At 40.0% G+C, this 26,033-nt stretch carries 19 protein-coding genes; 15 read left to right on the forward strand and 4 right to left on the reverse strand.

Features of this window, described 5'->3' with window-relative positions; all coding sequences use genetic code 11:
• Position 1: 1 nt before the first annotated feature.
• Positions 2 to 1,210, forward strand: a complete 1,209-nt coding sequence (locus ACOBQJ_RS13290) for a recombinase family protein (protein ID WP_421072234.1) — start codon at positions 2 to 4, stop codon at positions 1,208 to 1,210.
• On the forward strand, positions 1,122 to 2,654 hold the full coding sequence (locus ACOBQJ_RS13295; RefSeq protein WP_421072235.1) for a recombinase family protein: 1,533 nt from the start codon (positions 1,122 to 1,124) through the stop codon (positions 2,652 to 2,654). Before ACOBQJ_RS13290 ends, ACOBQJ_RS13295 begins: the two co-directional genes overlap by 89 nt.
• Before the next feature lie 201 nt (positions 2,655 to 2,855).
• On the opposite strand, the gene ACOBQJ_RS13300 is transcribed toward ACOBQJ_RS13295, so the two are convergent.
• On the reverse strand, positions 2,856 to 4,880 hold the full coding sequence (locus ACOBQJ_RS13300) for an ATP-binding protein (RefSeq protein WP_421072236.1): 2,025 nt from the start codon (positions 4,878 to 4,880) through the stop codon (positions 2,856 to 2,858).
• A 278-nt stretch (positions 4,881 to 5,158) separates the two neighbouring features.
• On the reverse strand, positions 5,159 to 6,379 hold the full coding sequence (locus tag ACOBQJ_RS13305; RefSeq protein ID WP_421072237.1) for a hypothetical protein: 1,221 nt from the start codon (positions 6,377 to 6,379) through the stop codon (positions 5,159 to 5,161).
• A gap of 481 nt (positions 6,380 to 6,860) precedes the next feature.
• Between ACOBQJ_RS13305 and ACOBQJ_RS13310 the strand changes: the two genes are divergently transcribed.
• From ACOBQJ_RS13310 to ACOBQJ_RS13370, 13 genes are all read left to right on the forward strand, one after another.
• Positions 6,861 to 7,991, forward strand: coding sequence for a recombinase family protein (locus ACOBQJ_RS13310; protein ID WP_421072238.1), 1,131 nt, complete (start codon positions 6,861 to 6,863; stop codon positions 7,989 to 7,991).
• Positions 7,992 to 8,131: 140 nt separating this feature from the next.
• The gene (locus ACOBQJ_RS13315) at positions 8,132 to 9,793 is read left to right on the forward strand and encodes a hypothetical protein (RefSeq protein ID WP_421072239.1); all 1,662 of its coding nucleotides are present in this window, start codon (positions 8,132 to 8,134) and stop codon (positions 9,791 to 9,793) included.
• A gap of 1 nt (position 9,794) precedes the next feature.
• Positions 9,795 to 11,132 (forward strand): hypothetical protein, encoded by a 1,338-nt coding sequence (locus ACOBQJ_RS13320; protein ID WP_421072240.1) that lies wholly within the window; start codon positions 9,795 to 9,797, stop codon positions 11,130 to 11,132.
• 174 nt (positions 11,133 to 11,306) lie between these two features.
• Positions 11,307 to 13,004 (forward strand): DUF262 domain-containing protein, encoded by a 1,698-nt coding sequence (locus tag ACOBQJ_RS13325; protein ID WP_421072241.1) that lies wholly within the window; start codon positions 11,307 to 11,309, stop codon positions 13,002 to 13,004.
• 188 nt (positions 13,005 to 13,192) lie between these two features.
• Complete coding sequence (locus tag ACOBQJ_RS13330) at positions 13,193 to 13,687, forward strand: hypothetical protein (protein WP_421072242.1); 495 nt, start codon at positions 13,193 to 13,195, stop codon at positions 13,685 to 13,687.
• An 11-nt stretch (positions 13,688 to 13,698) separates the two neighbouring features.
• The gene (locus ACOBQJ_RS13335; protein ID WP_421072243.1) at positions 13,699 to 14,247 is read left to right on the forward strand and encodes a uracil-DNA glycosylase family protein; all 549 of its coding nucleotides are present in this window, start codon (positions 13,699 to 13,701) and stop codon (positions 14,245 to 14,247) included.
• A 105-nt stretch (positions 14,248 to 14,352) separates the two neighbouring features.
• Positions 14,353 to 15,183 carry a hypothetical protein gene (locus ACOBQJ_RS13340; RefSeq protein WP_421072244.1) on the forward strand — a complete coding sequence of 277 codons (831 nt, stop codon included), beginning with the start codon at positions 14,353 to 14,355 and terminating at the stop codon, positions 15,181 to 15,183.
• Positions 15,184 to 15,221: 38 nt separating this feature from the next.
• Positions 15,222 to 15,701: a hypothetical protein gene (locus tag ACOBQJ_RS13345; protein WP_421072245.1), complete on the forward strand. Its 480-nt coding sequence runs from the start codon at positions 15,222 to 15,224 to the stop codon at positions 15,699 to 15,701.
• 230 nt (positions 15,702 to 15,931) lie between these two features.
• The gene (locus ACOBQJ_RS13350; RefSeq protein ID WP_421072246.1) at positions 15,932 to 16,708 is read left to right on the forward strand and encodes a hypothetical protein; all 777 of its coding nucleotides are present in this window, start codon (positions 15,932 to 15,934) and stop codon (positions 16,706 to 16,708) included.
• A 200-nt stretch (positions 16,709 to 16,908) separates the two neighbouring features.
• Positions 16,909 to 17,136, forward strand: a complete 228-nt coding sequence (locus ACOBQJ_RS13355) for a hypothetical protein (RefSeq protein ID WP_421072247.1) — start codon at positions 16,909 to 16,911, stop codon at positions 17,134 to 17,136.
• A gap of 262 nt (positions 17,137 to 17,398) precedes the next feature.
• Positions 17,399 to 18,376, forward strand: coding sequence for a sce7726 family protein (locus ACOBQJ_RS13360; protein WP_421072248.1), 978 nt, complete (start codon positions 17,399 to 17,401; stop codon positions 18,374 to 18,376).
• Complete coding sequence (locus ACOBQJ_RS13365) at positions 18,358 to 19,299, forward strand: sce7725 family protein (protein WP_421072249.1); 942 nt, start codon at positions 18,358 to 18,360, stop codon at positions 19,297 to 19,299. The genes ACOBQJ_RS13360 and ACOBQJ_RS13365 overlap by 19 nt, the downstream gene beginning before the upstream one ends.
• Positions 19,296 to 20,393 (forward strand): RES family NAD+ phosphorylase, encoded by a 1,098-nt coding sequence (locus tag ACOBQJ_RS13370; protein ID WP_421072250.1) that lies wholly within the window; start codon positions 19,296 to 19,298, stop codon positions 20,391 to 20,393. The genes ACOBQJ_RS13365 and ACOBQJ_RS13370 overlap by 4 nt, the downstream gene beginning before the upstream one ends.
• Before the next feature lie 37 nt (positions 20,394 to 20,430).
• On the opposite strand, the gene ACOBQJ_RS13375 is transcribed toward ACOBQJ_RS13370, so the two are convergent.
• Together ACOBQJ_RS13375 and ACOBQJ_RS13380 are read right to left on the reverse strand one after the other, a co-directional pair.
• Positions 20,431 to 23,595, reverse strand: coding sequence for a DEAD/DEAH box helicase family protein (locus tag ACOBQJ_RS13375; protein ID WP_421072251.1), 3,165 nt, complete (start codon positions 23,593 to 23,595; stop codon positions 20,431 to 20,433).
• A gap of 13 nt (positions 23,596 to 23,608) precedes the next feature.
• Entirely contained in the window at positions 23,609 to 25,714 is a 2,106-nt protein-coding gene (locus tag ACOBQJ_RS13380; RefSeq protein ID WP_421072252.1) for a site-specific DNA-methyltransferase, read from the reverse strand.
• Positions 25,715 to 26,033 lie beyond the last annotated feature (319 nt).

A 26,033-nucleotide genomic window follows, 5' to 3' on the forward strand; every position in this document is an offset into this window, starting at 1 on the left:
CATGGGTGAAAGAAATATTAAAGAAATTACCCGCAAGGTCAATCCATTTTCCCCGCCTGCAAAACTTAAAGTCTGCGCCTACGTTCGGGTATCCACCTACCACACAGGACAGCTGAATTCCCTTCAAAATCAAACCCAGTATTACGAACGCTTGATATCATCCAACCCAGACTACCAATACTGCGGCATATTTTCAGATGCCGGTATATCCGGAGCCAAAGAAAACCGGCCCGGATTTCTGGCCATGATGGAGAAAGCCAGGAGCGGGGAGCTAGATCTTATCATCACCAAATCCATCTCCCGGTTTGCCAGGAATACCTTGATGCTGCTCAAATATGTGCGTGAGTTAAGGGATATCGGAGTGGGGGTCATATTTGAAGAAGAAATGGTCAATAGCCTGAAGTTTGAAGGCGAGCTTCTCCTGACGGTCCTGGCCGCCATTGCCGAGGAGGAAAGGAAGTCAGTGTGCAGCAATGTGCAGTGGGGCATGCAGAACAAATGCAAGCGGGGGGAGGTCATGGTAGATACCAACCGCCTGCTGGGTTTCGATAAAGACGCTAAAGGCAATCTGGTGATCAACGTGGAGCAAGCCAAAATTGTGCGCCAGATTTACCAGCTGTACCTATCCGGGATTTCAGGATGCAGAATTGCACAGATATTAAATGAAGAAAACGTACCTACCTATACCAGTAAACCCTGGAAATCGCACCGAATATTAAGAATCATATCCAATGAAAAGTATGCCGGGGATTGTTTGATGCAGAAGTCCTTTGTGGCAGAAAACGGCCGGCAGATTATCAACCGGGGGCAGAAGGACAAGTACTTCATGGAAAATAACCATCCCCCCATTATCAGCCGACCGGACTGGGAAGCAGCCCAGGTTATCCGGGAGAGCAGGCGCAAGAAAAGCTATCCGCTTAGCAGCATGCTGCGCTGCCCGTATTGCGGTGCTTCCTTAACCAGGGTGACCCTTGAACGCCAATGGGTGAAATGGGTCTGTGCCACTTATCTACATAAGGGGAAGAAAGAGTGTTTGGGAATTAGAATAACCGATGAGATCTTGGAGGAACTGATTGGAGATACACCTATTACGGAACCGATGGTAGTAGAGGGGGGTATTTATGGCAAGGCTCGCAAAGAGAGGTCCAAGAAGGATTACCGTCTTATACCCGCTGCCCAATACAAAGGATTTATGCACGGGTCAGAATGACAAGGCTAAGAAACGGGTAGCCGCCTACTGCCGTGTATCCTCAGGCAGTGAGGAGCAGATGGGCAGCTTGAATGCCCAGACCAGTTACTATGAAAAATATATCAAAGAAAAAACCGATTACATATTTGCCGGTATCTATGTTGATGAAGGCATCTCCGGCACTGATCTTAAGAAGCGGGAAGCATTCAACCGGATGATGCAGGATGCCAGGGACGGTCATCTTGATATGATCATAACCAAGAGTCTGTCCCGCTTCGGCAGGAATACCCTGGACTGCCTGAAATCTTTAAGGGAACTGAAATTATTAGGAGTAGATGTGTTCTTCGAAAAAGAGGGCATTTACAGTTTGACCAGCCAGGGGGAAATGCTGCTGACGTTGATCTCAGCCGTGGCTCAGACTGAAAGCTTGGCATTGTCCGAGAACGTGAAGTGGGGCATACGCCGGAAGTATGAACGGGGATTGGTTAACAGTATTCCGAGCGGTAAATTCCTGGGCTATGACAAGGACCAGGATGGCAACCTAGTTATCAATGAAACCCAGGCAGCCATAGTCCGGAGAATCTATCAGGAGTTTTTAGACGGATACGGCACCTTTCAAATCGCCAGGCGCCTGACCAGTGAAAACGTACCCATGGCTCATGGCGGGAAACAGTGGTGCCCTAGTCACATCAAAAAGGTACTAACCAATGAAAAGATAAAGGGCGATACCCGGTGCCAGAAAACCTATAACGCCGATTATCTAACCAAGCGGCGAGTCAAAAACAAAGGAGAGCTGCCGCAGCATTACTTCGAAAATACCCACCCCGCCATCATTGATAAGGTGACCTGGGAGCTAGTGCAGCTGGAACTTGAGAGGCAGAAGCGATACTGCCAGGACCATCATATATCTACATACCATAGGAGCAATGAAAAACACCCGCTGTCAGCAAGGATAATCTGCTCGGCATGCGGGTGTACTTATATGCAGCTCAAATCAGATAAGGTCGGCGAAAAGGGCAGAAAGTATTGGCGTTGCAGCAGTTTTCTCAGGAAGCGGGGAACGAAGATTGAAGGGTGCATGTTTACACCTATCACGCCGGACAGAGGTTCAATGAAGCCATATAATATCAAACGAAGGAAACAACCTGTCTCCCGTGAAATGCTGTGCACCGATATTAAGATAGATGAAGTATTACCGGAGCAGGCGTACATCAAAGCATGGAACCGGCTGGTTGATGAGAAAGAGGGCTATATGCCGGAGTGGCAGCAGACCATAAGTGGCAATGATGTGCTGAAAGCTTATCGGGCCAGGGAACTGATGGGTTTGGTTGAGGGAACCGGGCATATTGAAATGATGCCCTATGTGTTGATGCTCAAAACACTGGATCACATTGAAATTTGTCCTGATGGAAAACTGGAGGTTGTTTTCCTCGATGGAACTAGATTTCAGTTGATTGAAGAATAATCCCGCAGGGCTGGCTTGAGTTCTGGCTCTGCGGGTGTTTTTTTTGTTTAAATACATTGCGTTGAATAATCAGCGTTTAATGTTAAGCTATCACCAAAAAACCGGCACCTTGTAGCCTCAATAGGGCAATCGATCAAATATATGGATAATATGCAGCATGTAAAATAGAATCATCGGGTATGTTTGTTCGAAATGGAAAACCTATATGGCTGCTTTTTCTTTAGACGTGCCATTGTGCTTTCCTTTTTTAGCAGTAGGAAAAAGCTCTGCATGCTTTACCATTAGATAGTCCATTGCGAAATTAGGATCATCACTTAGTTGATGATTAAGTTTGCTCCTTAGAAACTCGTACTTGAGCTTGTTATCCTGGATGATGGAAGACCACTCTAGCACTGAAATTGATATATTGCTTGCATTGTAATAGTTTCCATCGCCAACAACCTCGTTTTTCAACGCTTCTGTCACATCATCGTCGAATCTTTGCCCTAGCAATATGAAATGCCATTTTGTACGGCTTTTATCAAATAGCGGATTCTTAGCTACGGTTAGTGCATAATCTCGAATCTGGTCAAGCTCTTTTAGTGTCAGAGTTAATCTTGGACGCTTGAGTTCTATTACCAAATGCTCAAAATGTTCATAGCTTGGGCAGACTTGCCTAAACAGACAGATATCGGGAATACGAGTCAAATCTTCAACAGCTTCTGATGGAATTTCGGGAATCAGTTTATCTCGGCCAAGACGTTTTATGTGTTCGATCAAGAGATTTTTTAGTGATTGATCAGATGTCCCAAGGGCATATTTCTCCCCAAAAATCCAGAGTTCCTTTAGTAGTATTCTGTGAAACTGAGTGCGTTCCTTTATAGGTTTTCCGACAGAATCGTTATAAACCATCTGATCAAGTAAATAGATGAATGTCAGCCTGTCGCTAACAGTTTTTGCCACATCGATTATTTCGGGCAAATGTGTATGAGACAGTAGTTTCGCCAAATCGTCCTGCTGTTTTTGCGTCAGGTTGAATACTTCGGTCAGTATGGTCTTGATACTTGCCGGATTGGTATTGATTGCCTCTTTAATCAGGCGATATGTGAGCTTCTTGGTCTGTGCATGCGACGTTTTTAACTGAGGCACAGCGCGATTCACTTCCACAGCTAAAACATCAAAGACGCTCTGTGCGGCCTTGGCAACTTCGTCTGCGGGCTCACCTACAAATGGATAGGCCCCTTCATCCTTAATTCTCTGAATTTCCGCGGCATCGTCATTCAGTTTCAGCTCCTGTGTGAATTCCCTTGCAAATTTACGTGTCTCATCGTCAAAATATGCATATACGGGATCTGTCAAGCCCATAATAAGCGTGTTTTCACGATGCATTTTTTCGAAATACTCACCCAGCAGATAAACGGAAGTCGCATTCCGTTTAAGCAGTGTATAATCTTGCTCTTCGTAAACAACGCCAGAGCTGCCACAGATATATAATTTACTGAAGAAAGATTGTTTCCAGTGTATTGCTTTTGCCCGCGCTGTTATTGGTATCTTTCCTTCCTCTTCGAAGATAAGCGCTTTTTCTGCTTGTTTTTCAATTTGAGTTTCCGGTCTAATCGTTACGCCATTGTAATTAATAGAAATGTCGCTGTATGCCAGTAAATAAGGTGCAAAGGTAGCTAACAGTTCTGGAAGCATATCTGCGTTTTCTGTCAACTTGGATACTGCGTTTATGCGGTCATCCGGAATACCATGAATATGAACTACTGATCCGCTATGTTTCGCGCTAGATAATTCCTGCCTTTCACTAAAACTAATGTCCATTCTGGAGCCTGCATCAATTCGTATTTCATAGGTATAAAGTTTTTTATCATAAGCACAGTATGTCGTTTTCCAATGTATGAAATTTCCAACAGATATGCTTTTATATCGGCCTTGACCAAGTTTTCCGTGATAGATTCTTCCGCTAGGGCTTTTGTCGGAATATGTCTTTTGTGACCTTCCGTACTTTCCGAAGTATTCGGACACCAAGTCAAATGGAATCCCATGTCCATCATCCTTGACAAATACATCTGATACTGTCTCTGTACCAGCTAAGCCATTGTAGCCGAACGATACATCTATGTTTTTGGCATCAGCATCACAAGCATTCCAAATCAGTTCTTTTATTGCATCTTTCGGAGATCCTTTGATACTACGTTCAAAGAGCTCCTGCGTCATTTCGATATTTATCGATTTGAAGCCCATAGCATATCTCCTTCCTGTAATCGCCACCTAAACATTTGTATATTCGAACCCATAGCCTGAAATACAGTCTCCTATCTTATCCATCATGCATCTCGTCGCTTCTATAATTGCTATACTAAAACCATTATAGAACTTCCCATTATTAGCCAAACCAGAACCTGACAGAAACCCCAGCCCCCGTGCAATAGGGTCCGCCCCCAGTGCACGCGTAAGTTATCCAAATCTATGGCTATCTTAATGAATCCCGTTCATTGAATTCAGCCTGGCTTATAATGAAGTCATACAGTAGTCGTGGCATCAATTAAATCCTGTGCTCTTCTTTGACAATACTTCCATTTACAATCACTCTGAATTTCTTTGCTTTTCGTGATAATTCCTTCAATTAACGGTGCAACTCTATCTTTTGATTCTAAGAGTATTTCCTCAGCTAAGGCTGCACCAATATTGGAATAAAAGACTTTTCTGCTATCAGAATACCTTCCAAAGCTTCGTTCTCCAATATAACATTGGCAAAGCCACTCAATCATTCCTGGAAGAATATCCTCATGACAATATTCGAGTCCTCCAATTTCTCTCAGCTCACGCAGAAGTCTACCATGTTTATCATTGCTTCTGAAATCGTAACCTATAGTTTTCATTTGTTCCAGATAGCTAGAGTAAAAAGTCTTTAATATACTTTTTTTGAAATAAGGAAGAATTCCAGCGGTAAATGATACGCGTGCAGTAAATACATCTAATCCTTTTCTTTTAATCTTATCTGAATAAAACTGTGAAACTTCGATCTTTACTTGATCTTTGGTAATAGGTGAAAGAATGCCTAAAGAGATGTAGCAATTCTGGCGAACAATATCTGGGTGCTTATCGTTTAAAGCAGTTGATATAAGAAATTTATAAATCTCACTTTGCCGAACTGCAGGAGCAACACCATATTCTTCTTTTACAGTATGATCTAATGCGACTGCAGTTGGTTGTTCAACAATTTCTTTTATATCTGTTAATCTGATAAGTTCAATGGGGTCCTTGGCCAAAACGGCTTCAATTGATGTCTTGAAAATATAGAAACAATCTTCGATTGTTGCCTCATATTCGTCATCTTCGTGTTCTAAATCCTTTCTTATATCATATACACGAGTAATTCTTCGCCACTCTGGCCTTGACAATAATCCCATATAATATGCTAAATCTATTGTCTTTGAAACATTATAATCATCTATGTCTTCTGGGCGATTGACTTGAGGAAGCCTATTAGACGTGGCTGCTTCCTTGGCAATATCGATACCTGCCACCAATATTTTCTTTTTGATGTCATGGATAGCGGCATTGAAGAGCCTCTGACACGCGCTACTTGGATCAACTGGTAAAAGTCTTATTACTCGTTGTATAAGTTTCCTTGATTGCCACTCAGGTCTTATTTGGAGCAGTAATCCTTGGACATTACTAGCAACAGCCATTTCTTGATTGGCTACAATCGTAATCGCATTTTTATTTTCTCCTGTCATAATGGTCTGCCCCCCTAATATTAGAAAATAATTTTTTAATACTTATTCATAGTAAACCAAAAATTTCGATGCTCCTTTGACAACTATGTAACCAACTTCGCATTATAGACATTAGTTGCATAAATTTTATACAATAACTTCAACGACTTTACCAAACAAAGTTCCACACATTTCCTGATTATTCCTGCTAAAACTTCTCAAAAAATGCAAAATGCCGGAGCTTTTAAAACTCCGGCTTACTTAAGCACATCCTGCATATTATGGCTTCTAAGTAATGTTGTGACATCCACAGAAGATACCACATCGTAAATCCGGTTAATGTAAACAATTAATACGGCCAATATGAAGTCCGTTTATTTTGGTTTCCCCGGTGTATGCAATCCTGACATTGATTTCCTATCAAAAAATGCACCCCCCAAAAAGCAAATGCACCCCCCTGATGAACAACCCGGACAAAACGTTAAATTGTATCAATCTTTGAGTGATTAGACAGGAAGAAAGCCGGAGCATATCCGAAAATGTTACCTGGGGACACAGAAAGCGTTTTGCAGACGGCAAGGTAAGCTTGCCATATGGACGTTTCCTGGGCTACGAAAAGGGGCCGGACGGGCTACCTAAGATTGTGGAATCGGAGGCTGTGACAGTGCGGTTGATTTACCGGCTTTTCCTTGAGGGCAAGACCCCATCAGGTATTGCCAAGCACCTGACCTTGAATGACATCCTGACACCGTCCGGCAAGCAAAAATGGCAGTCCAGCACGGTAGAAAGCATCCTTACAAATGAAAAGTATAAGGGCGATGCAGTGCTTCAAAAGACTTTTACGGTGGATTTCCTTACTAAAAAAATGAAAGTCAACGAGGGGGAGGTCCCTCAATACTACGTAGAAAACAGCCATCCGGCGATTATTGCTCCGGATGTATTCGATATGGTTCAGTTTGAGATGCAGCGCCGGAAAGAAAGAGGCGGACATCACAGTGGAGCTGGCTGCTTCTCCAGTAAAATAGTCTGCGGGGAGTGCGGGAATTTCTATGGTTCAAAGGTGTGGCACTCCACAAGCAAATACCGCCGCACAATTTGGCAGTGCAACAATAAGTTCAAAGGATCGGGTAAATGCAAAACTCCGCATTTGGACGAAACAACCCTAAAACAGCTATTTTTGGATTCATTCAATCAGTTGATAACCAGTAGAGACGAGATATCGGAAAACTGTAAAATCATCAAACAAATGTTGACTGATACCGCCGCCTTGGATACCGAAGCTGACGAACTCCAAAGAGAGCTTGAAATTGTAGCAGAATTGATGCACCATTGTGTGAATGAAAATGCCCGCATAGGGATGGACCAGGTAGAATATCAGCAAAGATACAATGGGCTTGCCGAGCGATATGAGAATGCCAAGGCCAGACTTGAAAAAATCAAGGCACAACAACAAGTAAGCCTGGCCAAGCGAGAACACCTGGATGCTTTCCTGGTAACATTGTTACAGCAGGATTCTCTTTTGACTGAGTTTGATGAGGCTCTATGGTTTGCGGTTATTGACAAAGTTGTAGTCCATGACGCGGATGACATCAAGTTTACTTTTAGAGATGGTACGGTTAAGCTTAATATATAAAACAACTAACCCGCAGGGCTGGTAGCGTACCGGTCCTGCGGGTTTTTTGCTTATGGCAGGAATATACCAATTCTTAAGGAATTATTTGTAATATAATTTGCATGATTTAAGTTGTTTAAATTTGCAAGGAGGTGATTAACATGCTAACAATAGATGAGTATATTGCCAAAATGAAGCGGGCCGACAAAATGGACGAATTTGATTATTTAAAACAGTCAGAGAATATGGCCGCGGTTATCAAATATGTCATGACCTACTTCAATGAGTACCTGACATTGGAGACTTGTGATGCAGAAGCGATCAAAATGAAGCATAAGATGGACAAGATGGAGGAAGAGATAGAAAGCAAATATCCAAAAAGCAAAGAGTTCATACTTAATTTTTATCTGCAGCATAGGATCGGGATTCACAAAGAGTTAAAAAAGTGGCTTGAAGGTTTGTCATACTTCACGTTTTTCTATTCGGAAGACGACTTTTCCTCTGCAGCCGATAACTTCTGTGCGGGCTATAAGCTTAAGAATGCAAGCATGAATGAATACAACACTAACATTAAGATTCTCGCTGCTGAAATCAAAAAATATGATACTGAAGAGCCTAGTTACTCGGAGATGATTCACATGGATAACAGCCTGGTATCATGGGTGCGGGAAACTTTTAGACAGTATGGCGTTGATTTGTCTTACTTTGCATATAACCTCGCAAATTCGTATGAGCAGCGTTATGTGAAATATGAACGTGGCAAGTTTGGTGAAGGATCTTACTATGTGAACAACTACAATCATCGTTACAATAACAATCCCTTTGATCTCGACCGCATTTACGAAGATAACAAACACAGACCATTCTTGAAAGACAGGCGAGGGGAATTGGAAATGCTTGTTATGCACGAATGGCTGTTTAACACAGTCTATGATGATGACTATTGGCCCGAGTATGTAAATCTTTGTGTAGCTAGAGGAAGGGTAAGTATTGTTAAGAATATAAACGCCTTAATACCGGTGGCCTGTGCAGAGTTAAAATACCCAGAGGATGTACGATGTGCGACTGAGCACATCATATCGACTGACGGCACAATGAAAAAAGCACCTCAGGGAGCATTTATCTTAAGGGTAGATGTTTCCTCAAAGAATCCCTCAGTATGGCAAAATATTGAGGACATGACATCGCTGATAAATACTTTAAACGAAACGTTCAAGATATATGGAGCACCAAAAGTATTAGAGCTGGCTGCCCCTGTAAAAGCTGTAACATTTGACGACGAATTATTTTTTGCTTGTTGCAGCAAAATCGAAAAAAAGATGAAAAAGAATTCCAATATGAAATTAGCAATAGTAAACGGAGCCGGTAATCAGAAGTCAAAGCCCAACAGCTATATCTGCACAATGGAAGACTTGATAAAATTAAAGGTTCAACTACGTGAAAGAAAGATTCGGCTTCAATTCGCAATTGATTTTCCTGCTCTAATGGCGGGCAAACGGAATAGCAGCTTTAATCAACGAGAAATATTTGGGGCGCTGACCAAGATAAAAAATTCAATCGTATGCATGCACATCACAAATATCAAGAATCAACCTACTTATAGCCCCAAATATAAAGAATTCGGTGAGGACCTCTCAGCCTATTACCTGCATAGATATAAATATCCAACGTATGATGATTTCTACACCATGCTCAGTACAGTTTTCAATGATAATCAGCAGCGGTATTTTATTCCTAAGAACATAGGCGATGATGCTCAGTTGGAAGAAGTAGTTGACAACCTGATGCGCGCCGGCTTTGCTTTTTGTGGTGGGGGAATCTAGAATGAATGAGTCGCAAAATACAAAGCAGAGACGAATAACACTGTATGAAGAAGTATGGTCTGAGCCGGTGACGACTGTTGCTGAAAGGTATGGAGTTTCAGACAATGGCTTGCGTAAGAGATGCAAGGCTCTGAATATCCCATTGCCGCCAGTAGGGTATTGGGCAAAGGTAAGAGCAGGAAAGCCTGTAGCTGATCGACCTCCTCTCCCGCCATATGATGAAACTATTCTTAGTTATGAGAGTTATGAATATGAACTGGATATTCCTAAGGTTCAAAAACAAAAAAGGGCCGGCAGGCTTGAATTGCTTGATCTTGATGAATTGACCGTTGAACAGTTAACGAATATGCACGATTTTGATATGCTTGCGCCCGGATCATTAGATGTTTTAACAGATTGGTGCAACGGCCTGACTGTGCCAGGCAGGATACAGGATTACGATGTTTTGATTTCAAAGCACAAATCGGAAATGGAATACCGGAAAGAAAGAGATAAGGAGCATCCTTTCAAGGATGATGGTATCACCCTGTGGAGACCGTTTGAAAAGGTAAAATACCGTAGCAATGAAGCCGTTATTCCAATTACTGTGTCAGATAGACAAATAAACCGTGCATACAGAATTGTTGACACTATTTTAAAGGCATTCTGTCAACTAAAATGCAGTTTCTCAGTTGATCGCGGAGATAGGGACAACATCAGCATAACATTATTGAGCACAGTAGTATCCTTTAACGTGAGTGAGTGCAAAACAAAGCGGCGGCATCTCATTGATTCAAACAAACTGCAAGATTTAAGGCCGTTGTATGAAGAAGTCTATGACGGAAGGCTTCAAATAAATTGGCAAATTAGAAAATCAGGATATTATTATGGTTCTGATAAAACACATTTTATTTATTTAAACTTTATCGACAGAAGTAATAATCTGCTTGAAAACCAGATCTCTGCTATGATTCTCGAGGTATACAAGCATTGCTGTAATAATGAAATATCAAATGTGCTTGAACATAAAAAAAGGACATTAAAGTTCGAGCAGGAAAAAAATGAGCAGCTTGCAACGGAACTGGCTAAAAAGCTGCAGAAACGTGAAGAAGAAAAACGAGCGCGTAAAGAAATTTTGATCAATGACCTGTATAAACATTCGAAAAACTGGTTTAAACGCGAGCGTCTGTTGAGGTATGCCGATGAACTAGAAAATTACCTTATTACCTACGAAAAGACAGAAAAGGTTGGTCTGCTTCAAGAGTACATCCGGTTGGTTAGGGAGAACGCTGAAAAGTATAATCCCATAAGTCAAATAATTGAAACAATGTATGCAATAGAATTACAAGAGGATGATTGAGAATTCGATTGCGACTTTGGTGGTGTTTTATCGGAACATGCCCACAATTCTTATGAAATAGACATCTTTCGACAAAGGAAGATTTCAATACTTAGCGAAATCATAAGGAATAAGTAGAAAATGCGCGATACATTTATATCTATGTAGAATTAATACAAAAGGAAGTGTTAATAAATGTCGCCGGGTACTATTGAAGCGAATAAAGAAATATTGCAGAAAATCTTTTCAGAGGACTTCTGGTTCATTATTCCTGAATATCAAAGATCCTATGTATGGCAGACGGATAATGTGACCGAACTAGCTGAGGACTTGTTTTTCGCTTTCGAAAACAAACCAGACAGTGAATATTTTTTGGGATCACTGGTCTTGAAAAGGTTAATAAGTAGCTCCTTTCCGGAGTATGAAGTCTTAGATGGCCAACAAAGATTAACCACATTTTTTATTATGATGGCAGTTCTTCGAGATTTAATCCCGAATGAAAAAGCCAAGGGGACGATTCACAAGAAGATTTATCAAGAGGAAGATATTCTGGAAAATGTGCCTGCGAGGATGCGTATTACATATAAAATACGTGATAAAGTTGAGGATTTCATAAACGATTTTATTATATTGAAAGATGGCACAACTAAAACTGAGGAACTGGCGCAATATAGCGAAAGCGATAATCTGTCTTTAATGAATATGGCTAACGCAATTATTGTCCTGAGGAACTTTTTTGTTGAGAAACAAGAAAAAATTGACCTACAGCAGTTTGTTAAATTTATCTTTAATAAAGCTTTATTCATCTATGTCTCTACTGAAAACACAGAAGACGCATTCAGATTGTTCACAATATTAAACAATAGGGGCATTCCTTTAACCAATGCAGATATACTGAAATCGCAAAATATAGGGGCATTAACAAGTGAAAAAGAAGTCACAAAATATGCAAGAATCTGGGAAGATATCGAAGGCAAGCACGGTGAGGATTTTGACCGCTTTCTTCAATTCATAAGGACAATATTGGTGCAGGAGAAAGCCAGAACAAATTTACTTGAAGAGTTCAATGATAAAATCTATTACTTAAAGTCGCCAGCTAAAGCGAAACTGAAGATGGGGAAAGAAACCTTTGAATTAATAAATAATTACAATGGTATATATGAAGACATAATCGATCTGCAGGATGATGCTTTAAGCAATGAATTTAAAAACTTAATTACCGTTATGAAGATAGGCTTGCGATCCGAGGATTGGATACCCCCCGTTATGCATTATTACGCAAAGTTTAACACCAATAAGATTGACACTTTTCTTAAGCGTCTTGAGTATAAGTTTACTGGAGACTGGGTTTGTGGAATTACTCCAACTCTAAGATTAGAAGCAATGAACGACATCTTAAAGGCGATAGACAATACTGATGCCAGTAATTTACATGAGCTATTAGACAACAAGAAATTATTTAAAATAGATGATGCTGATTTTAGAGGTTATATTAAAGGTAACTTGTATGGCAGACAGTGTTGCAGGTACTTGTTACTAAAAATTGAGTGTCTCCTAAGTGATAATACTGTGCATTTATCGGGTTATAAGTATATTACTGTCGAGCATGTTCTTCCCCAGAATCCAAAAGCTAAAAGTCAGTGGAGAATTGATTTCACTGATGAGGAGAGGCTGGCATGGACCAATAAACTAGCTAACTTAGTGTTAATAAGCCAGAAGAAAAATAGTGCACTAGGTAATCTGGATTTCGAGGAGAAAAAAAGCACATATCTTAAAAAAAGGATAGATGCGTTCCATGCTAACAAAGTATTTATAGAAAAGAATAAGAAATGGAACCCTGCAACACTGGAGAAAAGACAAGAAGAATTAGTTGACTTGCTTATCGGCAACTAATCCTTGAAAAGGACAAATATCTTGTCAGCAAAAGAACAAAGGCAGGTAATTCTTAGTAAAGCCCTTGGCGATTTAGCTAGCTATCATAGAAAATAAACTTTTCATGATTACAGGCATCCGAATATTATGATGAAATTCAAAGTGTTTATAAACGCCTGGGGGGTATTCTCCGAGTAATTCCTTGCAACTTGAGGAAAGGTGACATCGAATTGCCAGATAAATTTGAGGGTGAAATAATGAATAAGCATGAGTTCAACAAATGGGCGGTAAGCTTGGTAAAGCAGGCATTTACCGAACAAGGGTTTAAGATTGAAAATATAAGTTTGCCCGCTGATGAAGCAGATTTCATTGCTGTGTCAAGCAGTGGTAAAAGCCTAAAAATTAAGGTGAGAGCAATTTCCCAAATCGGAAGTTATATTTTCAGTTTAAAGAAGAAATTCAATATCAAAGATCCATACCTCTATATGGCAGTAATATATGTGCCAAAAAAGGCTGAAAAGGAACTGTACCTAATTCCGGCATCGGAGTGGGGCAAAGACATTTATCCATTTAAAGGCAAGGACTATAACAAGCCAGGCCAAAGTTCACAACCAGAATGGGGAATATCCTTCTCTATGAAAGCGAAGGATGCAATGGAGCCTTATAGATTTGCGAAAATTGTTAATAGTTTTACTCAGTTATAGAGGTGAATATAGTGAAGCTGGTCGACAAGGATGCGGTTTATCTGCGGGAGGGGTTGGATATTCTATTCATAGCTCTTAATCCTCCCAGGCAATCTAATGCCAATGGTCATTACTTTTCCGGAAGAAATTCTAGGTTTTTTAAACAACTGTTCAAAAGTGGACTTATTACTGAGAACTTGAATAAGTTAGTTGCAGACGATCTGGTCTTTGGCGGGACAAAATTTAACTATAAAAACAAACTATTTGGAGTTATTGACTTAAAACCCCGAACAGAAGAGACAAACTCAAACAAAGTAAGAGTTATGAGAGAAGAAGTTATTTTAATGATAGATAGGATTAGAAGATATAGACCAAGAAGAGTCTGTATTATACATTCCGAAGTTAGAAAACAATTTGGAAAAATGACAGGAATAACGTTGCAAGATGGGTTCAACGGTAAGGTCTTAGAAGGGTGTGATACTGATTTCTATTACAACCACTTCCCCAATGGTAGTAATATCCCAGATGAGGTTAAAATCGATATTTATAGAATCATTAGAGATAGCTTGGATAGGCAGTAAAGATTATTAAAATAATTATTAAATTTAAAAGGAATATATAAAAAACAGATCGTAGTATTTATTATAATTAGAAGAAAAGTAAAAAGATTAAATGAGTGATTTATTTTGAAATTTGATATCCGTACACCAGATTCCGCTTTCGAGTTTATTATGAATTTTTTTAATATAACTGGCCCCGCCTTTATAGACGAATATATAATCCAGTGTAATAATTGTTTTGATGAGTTTTGGGAAAAACATCTTGATTATATTGACTCTATCGATATTGACAGCATTCAATATATGGCATTTCATGTTACATCAAACTGGGATGAATGTGCTGGAATAAAAGCTAATGGTATCAGAAACTTACAAGAAGTATTATCTGAAAAGAATGAGCTAACTAACCTTTTGTTAAAATACGGAGTTCAATTTGATGTAGATAACAAAATTCTTATTAATGGTGATAAAATAATTGATATTAATTATGCTAAGTATCGTGAAAAATATGATCTTTCGAGTTATGAACAAAAAATTCAGGGAGTTGCACATAAAATATATTATGACTATCAGGTAAATGGCTTTTTTTCACATCATGATATACTTCATTATGGAACAGAAATTCATATTCAACCAGAATTTCTTTCTAATTTATCTGAGCTTTTACCCCACATTTGCGAAGCTGTAAATATATGGCGCAAAAAAAGCAAGGGGTATATTGTTACTTTCCTTGCTGACTTTGATCAATTTGAATATAGCTCATTTTACAATAATGAATATGAATATCAGGATGACGAAACGAACAGGATTAAATTAAAAAAATGGATAATAAAAAATGCTATTTATAGGAGTTTTCAAAGCACAGATGATCATACTGAAATATTTGCCTACATAGATAAGGCAACAATTATAAAACCTGAACAGATTGTTGAGTATAAAGAAATTGTAGTTTATTAATGCCCTTTTGTTGCAGAATTTATGTTTGGGGTGATGGAATGGTAAAAAAGTTTCTTAAGGAGCGTGTTCTGATTCCAATTTGGGATAATATAATCTTAATATCATTTGTAGGAGTAGCTTCATTGTATATTTCTCAAGTCAAATTATTTCTCTTAAATCATTATGTCAATCTTCTTGTATTTGTTTTAGTATCATTATTTTTTATGGTTATTATAATCTTACTGATTAACAAGACTAGAAAACTCTTAAAAGAATTGAAAGAAATAAAGCATCATTATGAAGACTTTGCTAAGCTAAAAGGTTTAAAAATATACAAAGATTTTGCATATTTCGATCCTAATGTTGGCCCATCCGAACTGTACTGTAAATATTGTATTGAGGAAAATAATAAGAAGATAAGACTTACAGCAGATGAACCTTTTTATGATTGTAGTAGTTGCGGTAAAAGAGCCATTGATCATAAATTACAGAATAGATTGCTGGAAGAAAGCGATAGAGCAATAAGTTTTTTTGACTAACAAAAATTCTTAAACGTTACATCCTAAACTTTTTTTGGGTGCGACCCGGTACGGGCCGCCTCCACCAAAATTAAAGCATAAGACGACTGTAAAATACAATCGCCCTTAAATTTTTTGATTAGGTAAATAATTAAAAGGAAGCAGGAGAATCGTCCCCCTGTTTCCCGTATATTATATAGGTTTTACGATCATGACGGGGACCGTTTATAAAAGGAAGGACGCAACAAGGGATGGGGGCAGATTTTAGTTCTAATCAACCTACTCCAAGTGATTTTGCAGAATATGTTTATTGCGGAGCAAAATGGGCAATTGAAAAAAACAGGTCATTAGACCTTAATAAAAGGCCAAAAAAGATAGTTTTTAAAAGCAGAAAAAGTGCTGAGAAATATCGTGATTTACTTTTAGGGCAGCAAAATGAACATAAGTGCCTGGAATGGGTATTAAAAGAAACCTGTACATCGGCCAATCAGATAGTTTTTAATGGAATCGGAGAAAACAACTATAATCCTCCGCTAACGTCCAAAATTGCTTCTTTAGGTATTGAGATGCCATGCAGGCCAGATCTAATCGTTAGAAAATCTAATACAAATCTTCTCTATGAATTTAAAGCTGTAAGTGAATTCAGGTATCTTTTTGAACCTGAGTTTGATTCGTATCATGCCCAGGTTTGGTGCTATACAACATTGAATGAGCTAAAAATAGATGAATATTATCTGGTGAGGTATTACATTGACCCGTTTAAATACCCTTTCACACAAAAAAAGCCGCTTTCAGCTTTAGAATTAAATCAGATTAAATTTGAAAAGCTTTTTAGTATATATAATGAAGCGATTAAAGAATTGAGAAATCTTGATTCGGAAACAAAGAAAGGAAATAGACCAAAGGGAATTGAGCCTCAATTGTTTAATAAACCGAAGGAGGAAAAAGAAAGGCTACTGAAATGCTCCCATTGCAGTTATAATAGAGACGTTTGTAAAATAGATTTGTTTCCATATGTACGGCGGTAGTAATATATCTACCCTACGACAATTGTTTTTAATCCAATCACCAACATTATTTTCAGTAATATCTTTATCTTGCATTCTTTTATCTAATAGGAATATTCACATTGGAACTTATTGAAGCGGCACTTCATTATAAATATGAACCTATATATGAAGGATTTGCCACGCAAAGATAAACTATAATTTACAGAGGGGGTCATAATATGGCAAAATGTTGCAGGTGTGGAAAGAGATTTAATGTATCCGATGCAAGAGAAGAATATAATGCAGAATTTGGTGGGGATATTGATTATGATGACGAATACGGTCATGAAGTATGTGCTGATTGTGCAATAGCAGATACTGAATCAAATATAAATATTGGTAAAGCCATTGACATGATGAACGGCGATGAAGATTATGATGATGATCATGTAAAAAGATGGTTATAATTTTAGTGGCCAAATACAATCGGATTGTTGCCATGTTAAACTATATTTATTCTTGCCCCATAACCGCGGCATTTACAGAGATTTTGCACCCCCCTTTCAAAAATGCACCCCCTGATAAACAACCTGGACAAATCGTTAAATTGTATCAATCTTTAAGTCATTAGACAATACATATGAGCTACTTATGAGCTACTTAAGGCATAACATTGCCAGGGCGGTAATGTTATGCCTTAAAATTTGTGAGGGCAACAGGACGCCTTGTATGATTGACAACAACGTTTTTCGCGGGAAAATGGTTAAAATTTACTTTTTAAAGTTTATTTACTTATTAATTCATGGTAAAGTAATAGGGAAAGGTAGGTGTAAGCGCATGGGTACCAACAATTCAATTTTGTTAAATCGTGTGTTTACACGAAACATGATACGTGAAATACTTAAGGACAATTTTAGCGATGATTATGCGACCGCAATACGCAGATATATTGTTGATCCCCATGACAAAGATAATGGGCAGCTCATTAGCGAGATTTACACTGTGCTAAAAAAGGAATATCGCAATGAGTATTATTATAAGAATACGCTTCTTAACAAACTGCTTTTAGGAGTACATAAGCCTACTACAACAGCAGCCTTGACTGAGATAACAATTGGAAAGTCAAAGGCTGATTTTGTTTTGATCAATGGGCGCGCAGTCGTCTACGAAATTAAGACAGAATTAGATAATCTGGATCGCCTGGAATCACAAATTGAGAATTATTTTAAGGCATTCACAAGAGTTTCCGTGCTCACTTGCGAAGATCATTTTGATGTATTACAAAAGCGTTTAGACGGCTCTCCGGTTGGTATTTGCATTCTAACAAAAAAAGATACGATCAGAGAAAAGAAAAAGCCACAAGAACACTTTGACAAACTAAATTTGGACACAATGTTTCGGATACTTCGAAAACAGGAGTATGAAGAAATCATTAAAAAGTATTTTGGCGCTCTACCAAATGTATCACAGTTTGAATATTATAGGACTTGCAAAAAAATGTTCTGCAACATGGAAAAAACTATTGCCTACATAGCGTTTATAGATATCTTAAAAAAGCGTGGGCAGATAGATGTGGAAATGTATAGCCAGATACCCTATGAGCTTAAGTTCCTCGTTTATTTTTCCGATTTCAAAACAAACGATTATAAAAGACTCAATGTATTTTTACATCATAAGGAGGCACAAATATGTACTTCCCTTATTTAAGAGGCCGACAGTTTGAACTCATTGCAATTAGAGAACTGATTGAGCATTCGCTGATTGGTGAATCCATTATTCCGGTCATCGAACCCGTAAAGTTGTCTTCTGCTTTGCTTAAAACCATGATCGTATTTCAGAAAAATAATCGCCGTTTAGGCTTGGTTCGCAATCCCCGCGTGGGGAGTATCAAGAAAGATTTGGCAGATGAGAAAAACGAGAAGAATAAAGATAAATTTTCAGAGCTGCTTAAAATCCCCAACATATTAACGTTTCTTTATGTGGATGCCAATATTGCCATAAATTATTCCTTCCTTGAAGGCATTGGAATAAAAAGGTCGGATGTTGCCACGATATGCGCTAGCCCAGATGCTATACCGCACTTTGAATCGTTTTTTACTTCCGGTTACCCGTACTTTAATTTTATACCGGATGAAAGTGTATTTCGCAGACGTTTGCCAAGGCAAAAGGTTTTATTTGAAGATCGCTTTCCCAAGAAAAGCCGTAATGTGGATTATGCAGATGTGGAGGATGAACCGTTTTCTTCAGATCACATTTACTATTCCCAAGATGGATATGTAGGATTTTCTGATTTTTCTGTTATTGGTGATGAATATTCGGAGACGGGATTTGCTCCATACGCTGTCGCTATTCATATCGTGTATTATGATGCCGAAAAAAACCTCCGGATTCGGCATTTCGTTTCAGAGACGAATGACGATATTACTGACCCGGCCGGAAAGTTTGCTGAGGCCTTGGAAAAACTGGTTGAGTGGAACAGAACACAAAAACTTGACACGTTTGGTATCCGTACTTTTGAAGAGATGTATCGCAGCTACACCTATCCGGGTTTGGGAACGGTAAAGAAGCTTTCCATCATGCATCATCTTGAGCTTATGAATCGGTATTTGGATGGGGTTGCGGTAAAGTGAAATTTTGTAGTCAATGCTTACAGGACACGGAACTACATCCAATAATTGAAGGTCTAAGGCAGACTGAAAATTCTTGCCCGGTTTGTAAAAAACGAAAGGCTTTCATATATGATACCGAGGTTAATTCGGAGCTAACGGAATATTTTGAGGGATTATTAGAGATATATACACCTGAGAATATGCTCCCTTCGGGGTTCCCAGCCACAGAGCGACGACTGTTAGTCACCGAACTGACAGACCGTTGGCACATTTTTGATTATAAATTGACCTCAACAGATGTATACAACATTATTCGAGCCATTTGTACCGAAAAATATGCGGAATCTCCAAACCTCTTCGATGCTCCAATCGGCATTGCCGAATTAAATGATGCTGAATTTCTTAAAGCCCATTCTTTACTGCGTACCAATGTGTGGGATGATTTTGTTGACTCTGTGAAGAGACATAATAGATTCCATACAAATCATATTGATTTGTCCATTCTAGAGCGCTACTGTTCGTTTATTCGCAAAGTATATAGAAAGGGAAGTATATTTTTTAGAGGGCGTATTTCTTCGGAGGACGGTATTTTGCCGGCAGACATGGGCGCCCCTCTTTTCGATAAGGCAGCGGCAGGCCGGGTCAATTCAGCTGGTATAAGCTGTTTATACTTAGCAAGCGACCTGGATACAACAATTCATGAAATACGGGCAGGCATTTTTGATTTTGTTTCAGTTGGACGCTTTGAGTTGAAACAGGACATCGTCATTGTCGACCTAAAAGCAATTAACCACATTAGTCCGTTTATTGATGGCTGTGACTTCTTAGAACATGCAATAAACAAAGAACATCTAAATAGAATCAACATGGAAATCGGCCGCACGTTGAGGCGAACTGATAGTGTACTGGATTATATCCCCACGCAGTATATTGCTGATTTCATTAAAAGCATATCATATGATGGTAAGCCGGAGTATTCAGGGATTGAGTATAATAGTACTATAAATCCAAGCGGGCAAAATCTGGCGATTTTTTATCCCGACCTTTTCACCTGTACCGATGTGGATGTGTATCATATCAAGGAATTACGATATGAAAAAGAGAAATTGTTATAGTGGATTAGACCGATCGAGCAAGCAAAAGAGGGAACCTTTAGTGAATCTTATTGAATAATTGTTTAATAAAATCTGCATCCTCCATAAACACCACATTCCGGGCATTCCATTCACCCTTCGGAATATGCCTGTTGGACATTTCCAGATGTTTCGTGGGCGATAGGATGATAGAATTCAAAACGATATCGGTATTTCCCAACGCTTGCTCAATATCTTTTATCTTGGTGTGCAGCATCACCTTTTCATCCTCGATGGACATATCCCTGGCGCCATGCGGCTCGATAAAGGTTATATACTGTTTGTCGGCTGTTACCAGCCACATGATGAAGTCGGGATAAAAGCCGGCTTCCTCAAAAAAACCTATGCCTTTTTTGCTGACATTACGGATTATATAAAGTTCTTTATTGTCAAAGAAGGTTTTTTCGTGCTGGGCATACAACCGTAATTCCTGGATAAAGCTAATTTCGCTTTCATTTAGAGGCACCGGGGATATGGCGATGTCAATACTGTTTTTGGCTAGATACATTACTGGATTATAGAGCGAAGCAGGGAAGGCGACCGCAGTGAGGTCGTCCTTTGATTTAGCGAAATCCACCAGAGTGCGAGACTTTTTCGCTGCCTCCATCTCTTTGGCCAGGTTTTCAATAAATAGTCTGGCCTCTTTATGTGCCTCGACATTGCTTATACCGATAAGATACTGATCATCTTTGATGAAGTTTTCATTCTCATCATCCATCAGTTCATAGGTTAAAAGAGGTTTTTCCCAGGCGCTTTTCTGTACGTAGTAATAGCGTCCACAGTATTTTTTCAGCAGGGCAACGGCGATTTTTGTCCACCGGGAGAAATCGCCGTAATCGCGGAGCTCCAGTTCTTCCCGGGATATTAGCATCTTGTACCAGCTATTGTCTGCCAGCAAGGGCTTAATATCTTTTTTCGCAATATTAAGGTTGTGCCAGTATTTTTCGTTTTTATACCGCTGCAGTTCAAAATAAATTTGCTCGTAATCAAGCCCGGCCAAATGTATTTCTTTAAAGCAGCCTGTTTGTTTAGTGACTTCAGCCAGAGCAGCTTTATTTCGCGATGATTCAAACTGTACCTTGGCATAGCAGTCAAGTATTATGACACCGGAATTCTTTTTCTGGGCGAAGGTGGGTTTGGGGCCATGCTTTTTGAAGTTCAAGTCACCGCGCACTTTTAAGGTCAGTATCTTAGACTTTATATATTTTTTGTTGCGGATAACCGGTAGCTTAATCAGATATGGCGGTGCCTTGTCGGCAGGAACACCTTCATCCTTGAGGTATTCTCTGAATTGATTCATATAATCGGCCCGGACGCCAAAGATATTTAGTGTCTCCAGGATGGAAATGTACTGCGGCGCCTTGACTACCGGGTTGTCTTTTACATAAAAACTGCTGCGTTTAAGCGACATGCCGTAGCCTTTCAACCGGACGCCCCGGCCGAAAAGCTGGATTATTTCGCTACCTTCGCTGCGGCCCACATTCATCAGACCCATAGTGGAAACGCGCCAGCAGTTCCAGCCTTCGGTAAATTTTTTCGATCCGATTAACAGGTTTATGCTAGAATCAGACCTGGTAATGTTTTGGAATAAGGATTCAGTGAAATCAACACTGGCTGTATGCAGGCCATTCTCAGAGCATAGTTTGAGCAAAGCACTGTCGTCACCGACGTTGATAACTCCAAATGGATCATTTTCACCCAGACGCAGGCGGATTTCACCCGGTACGCCTTTTAGATTCTCAATATGCAGGGTAGCGCCGACACTTTCACAATTAAACACAGTAGACAACAAGTCATTATAAACGGCATTTGCAGGCATGTTCAGGCTTGATAAGAAAGTGAAGGCGTTTCTAAATATGTCTGCGTTTCGATCATTTAAAAGCCCGGTATGGCCGGTTTGAAGGTGTTCAATCATTGGAATTATCGTCGCTCTCCAGGTTGCGACTTCCGAGAAGAACAGGAGTATATCCACAACGTCAGAGACCTGCCGCCTGTTTTCTGTTCTTACGGCATTGACACTGCCCCCGACAAAGACTAACAGCGGGTTTTCAACATTAAACAGAGCAAATTGTTTTTTACTGGTGAGATATAATTTCTTCTGCTGATAGTAGGTAAGCAAACAGGCGACCAGGTACAACTGCCGCTTATACTCATCACTGTCATTCTGCAGATTAATGATGTTATAGTCCTTGCCGTAACCGTCGCTGTAGAAGTATTTATAGGAATAATCAAACAGGATGCATTTGGCGTAATCCTGGTCCAGGTCTTTGTTGCGAGACGCCTTAACCGCCTGACCAAAGGTGGCGGAATACTCAAAGGAAAAGCCATTTTCACAAAGCATATTGCGGTATTTGTACCAGGTATCACCCGAAGCTCCGCGGTGGCCTTCGTCTACAAACACCACATTTTTATTGCCAAAACGCGCGGCGGCTACCGTTTTGTCGCCGTCTTTATCTCCCAATTTGGTGTTTTCCAGAATAGCGATCTCGTCAGTATTAACAAACATTTTACTGGTGCTTTTTTGATATATGGACGCCGGAATGCCGGAGGATTTGAAGTCATCGATGTGCTGCAGGGATAGCCCCTCTTTAGGGGTAAGTAAGATAAATGAGCTGTCCTCGCTGCGCAGATGTCCCCGGATATAATGACGTAACTGGTTATAGTTGATATGCATAAGCAAGGTCTTGCCGCTGCCGGTGGCGTTCCAGAGGGCAATTTTGTTAAGGTCGCTTTCTTTATAAAGTTCTATCTTGTTGACCGGCTCCTGCCCGTTGTTAAAGTTATCCACATATGCATTCAAAGACGCCAGCAGACCATTGCGGTTGTTGAAATATTCGTCCAGGTAGTATTCAACAAATAACAGAGAAAGGTACTGAAAGTATTTTAAAGTGATTTTCTCATCGCGTTTTTCGTTGATTTTGCGGGTATGGCCGACTATATTCAAATCATACTGGGCAATCCGGTCTTCAGAAATTCTCAAGGTATCGTGGTACTCGGAAACAAGCCGCTTATAAAAACCGCTCACGCCTTCGCTGTCAACGGTTTCATATTTTGGTGACTTCATTTGCCGGGACATCTCCTGGAAGCTTTCCACGCCAAACTGCCGGAGCAGGTACTGATTCAGCACCAGCTTTTTATAAAACTCCAGCGGGGGAGTGGCCGGTCTGGTTCTTCTTTTTGCCATTGCAGTCTCCCCCTTAAATGTTCTCAGCACTGAACATGTGTTTTTTCATTTCTTCTTCGATGAGGATAACCTTACAGCTTTCGTCACCAGCCAGCAGGTACAGGTTGTTGTCGCCGTTGACATGGATTTTCTTATACTTGAAATCGGTGGCGCTGGTTTTCTTGCGCTCAAAAAAAGCATCCAGGACGGCATTGTCCTTGATTTTATCCCCGGTCAGATCCCGCCAGATAACCAGGGTCCGGTCACCGCTATTGGTAGTGCCTTCCACCATTTTAAAACGATATGCAGGGCCGTTTTTAAGACTGGCGGTAACCGCGCCGTATTCGCCGGTGGTGAAATCGGCGTCAAAGCTCTGCCGGGCATAGCTGCGTTCCACATTTAAGCCAATAAGGTAGTTAAAGGTCTCCACCAGGTCGATATGAGTCACTTCGCTTTCCTGCCGGCGGGTGATGTTCATAGCGTAGTCAAAGGGATGCTCCAGCAGATCAAGGTTAAGCAGGCTTGCGCTGCCCCTGGTTTCGTCAGGCAGCATGTATTGGAGCAGGTACTGCTCTTTGACGGCCGGATTGGTAAGGAATTTAAGTGTAACTTCCTCTATTTCAATATTGTTCAAGGTGTCCTCGTAGCTTTCAAGGCGCAGATATTTAAAGGCATGGCTGGAGCCCCGGCGGGAAACAGGCTTGCCGTCCTTCCAATCCTCGGAATATATGACTTTTTGCACACGGGGCTTGGTGACGGTGTCGAAGTATTCGCCCATCTCAACGAGGATGTATTTGCGGCTGCCGTCATCTTCGCGATTTAGGTTTATAACTGAATGCCCAGTTGTTCCAGAACCAGCAAAATAGTCAATAACCGTTGAGGTCTTATCAAAATTACATACCTTCAAACAATCCTTCGTAGCATATACTGATTTAGGAAATGAAAATTTATCAGACTCTCCAAAGATTCTTTTTAGAAGATTTGTACCATATTCAGTCGAGGAATATTCTTTTTTGTTCCAAATAGTAAGGGGCAATGTACCATCTTCATTAAGTCTTGATTTCATGTAAACACCAAATTCCCCAAGTTGATCTTTTCTGACTGAAAATTCACTAATATTTTCCCTTGCTGTTTCATGTCCCCATTTCCAGGTTTTTTCGTCGCCATTTGATGCCATAGGATATATGATTTTTTCGTTGTTACGAGGTTCTTCAGTAAGAGACCATGCGTTACGTGATGCATTCCATTCAATTTGTGGAATACGCACATATTCTTCTGAAATGAAAATTGGATAAAATAGTTTTGGTCTAGCATGACGATTTGCATTTGCCCCGCCATGTTTGCGAAAATTTACCCATTCAAAGTTGCCTATTTCGTCTACATACTTATAGCGTGCAATCTGTTCATTTGAATGAGAAAATCTACCAATTATTGTATTCTCATTTTTTGATACAAAAATTCCATATTCATGTGAAATTGAAAAGCCTTTTGCAGTTGATCTCCCAGACGGATTGTTTTGAATGCACACAACACCCAGAATGCGATCTTGTCCATATATATTCTCCAACACCATTTTTAGCCGATGAAATTCAAAATCATCTATTGTTACACACAACATACCTTTATCAGATAAAATTTTATTAGCTAGAGATAATCTGTTAGCCATAAATGATAACCATGAAGAATCTTTGTATCCGTTCTTATAAATAATTGCACTGGCATCTGTATTATACGGCGGATCAATATAAACACACTTAACCTGCTCCTTGTACCTCTCCTGCAGCAAATTCAGCGCCTGGGAATTCTCGCTGTGTATCAAGAGCCCGTCCAGGCTGTCATCGAGATTGTCTATGCTATCGATAAGCTCTTCCTTAAATTCCGCCGGGAAGAAGGCGGTATCCAGGACCAGGCAGGGATTCTGTTCAAGGAATTCAATGGTGAGCGGGTCGGAAAAGCCTGCTTTAGGCGCATCCAGCAGGTTGGGCTGGCCCGGCTCTATTTCATCAATGGCAAACAGGCGCACCCACTCTTCAATCTGCGCCTTATTTTCTATAATCTGCGGATAGAGTTTTTTCGGCACGCGGTCCAGGGTAATGCAGTAATTGGTTTCCACCACGAACTTCTTTTTGAGCCAGAGCATCTTCTGGAAGTCTTCAATCTGGGCCAGAAAGGTAATTATTTTTTTACTGATGTTAAGGATGATTTTTGCTTTTAGAAGGTACTCTTTAGTTTTTCTTTCGTCCTGCTCGTTAATATCGTCCAGGAAGATGATATCATTCTTGATATAGAAATCCAATTCGCGGTTCAGGAATTTTATAATGCTCCCCTTGTCAAGAACACGGATTTAAAAATTTAAGTTTTCTCCTTCCCGTGTTAGTTTGTTGGTAAATATCAAGCAGCTTCATTGAGCTTGCTTTTGAGGTAGTAGTCAACTGGGCAGGCACCACCCAGTGATGAAT

Origin of the sequence: Pelotomaculum propionicicum, assembly GCF_048984525.1 — a bacterium.
Taxonomy (GTDB): Bacteria; Bacillota; Desulfotomaculia; order Desulfotomaculales; family Pelotomaculaceae; genus Syntrophopropionicum; species Syntrophopropionicum propionicicum_A.

Coding starts and splice junctions, on each gene's coding strand:
- ACOBQJ_RS13290 (WP_421072234.1), top strand. CDS start 2: ATGGGTGAAAGAAATATTAAAGAAATTACCCGCAAGGTCAATCCATTT.
- ACOBQJ_RS13365 (WP_421072249.1), top strand. CDS start 18,358: ATGTACTTCCCTTATTTAAGAGGCCGACAGTTTGAACTCATTGCAATT.
- ACOBQJ_RS13375 (WP_421072251.1), bottom strand. CDS start 23,595: ATGGCAAAAAGAAGAACCAGACCGGCCACTCCCCCGCTGGAGTTTTAT.
- ACOBQJ_RS13345 (WP_421072245.1), top strand. CDS start 15,222: ATGGTAAAAAAGTTTCTTAAGGAGCGTGTTCTGATTCCAATTTGGGAT.
- ACOBQJ_RS13315 (WP_421072239.1), top strand. CDS start 8,132: ATGCTAACAATAGATGAGTATATTGCCAAAATGAAGCGGGCCGACAAA.
- ACOBQJ_RS13325 (WP_421072241.1), top strand. CDS start 11,307: ATGTCGCCGGGTACTATTGAAGCGAATAAAGAAATATTGCAGAAAATC.
- ACOBQJ_RS13360 (WP_421072248.1), top strand. CDS start 17,399: ATGATTGACAACAACGTTTTTCGCGGGAAAATGGTTAAAATTTACTTT.
- ACOBQJ_RS13305 (WP_421072237.1), bottom strand. CDS start 6,379: ATGACAGGAGAAAATAAAAATGCGATTACGATTGTAGCCAATCAAGAA.
- ACOBQJ_RS13350 (WP_421072246.1), top strand. CDS start 15,932: ATGGGGGCAGATTTTAGTTCTAATCAACCTACTCCAAGTGATTTTGCA.
- ACOBQJ_RS13295 (WP_421072235.1), top strand. CDS start 1,122: ATGGCAAGGCTCGCAAAGAGAGGTCCAAGAAGGATTACCGTCTTATAC.
- ACOBQJ_RS13380 (WP_421072252.1), bottom strand. CDS start 25,714: ATGCTCTGGCTCAAAAAGAAGTTCGTGGTGGAAACCAATTACTGCATT.
- ACOBQJ_RS13300 (WP_421072236.1), bottom strand. CDS start 4,880: ATGGGCTTCAAATCGATAAATATCGAAATGACGCAGGAGCTCTTTGAA.
- ACOBQJ_RS13320 (WP_421072240.1), top strand. CDS start 9,795: ATGAATGAGTCGCAAAATACAAAGCAGAGACGAATAACACTGTATGAA.
- ACOBQJ_RS13355 (WP_421072247.1), top strand. CDS start 16,909: ATGGCAAAATGTTGCAGGTGTGGAAAGAGATTTAATGTATCCGATGCA.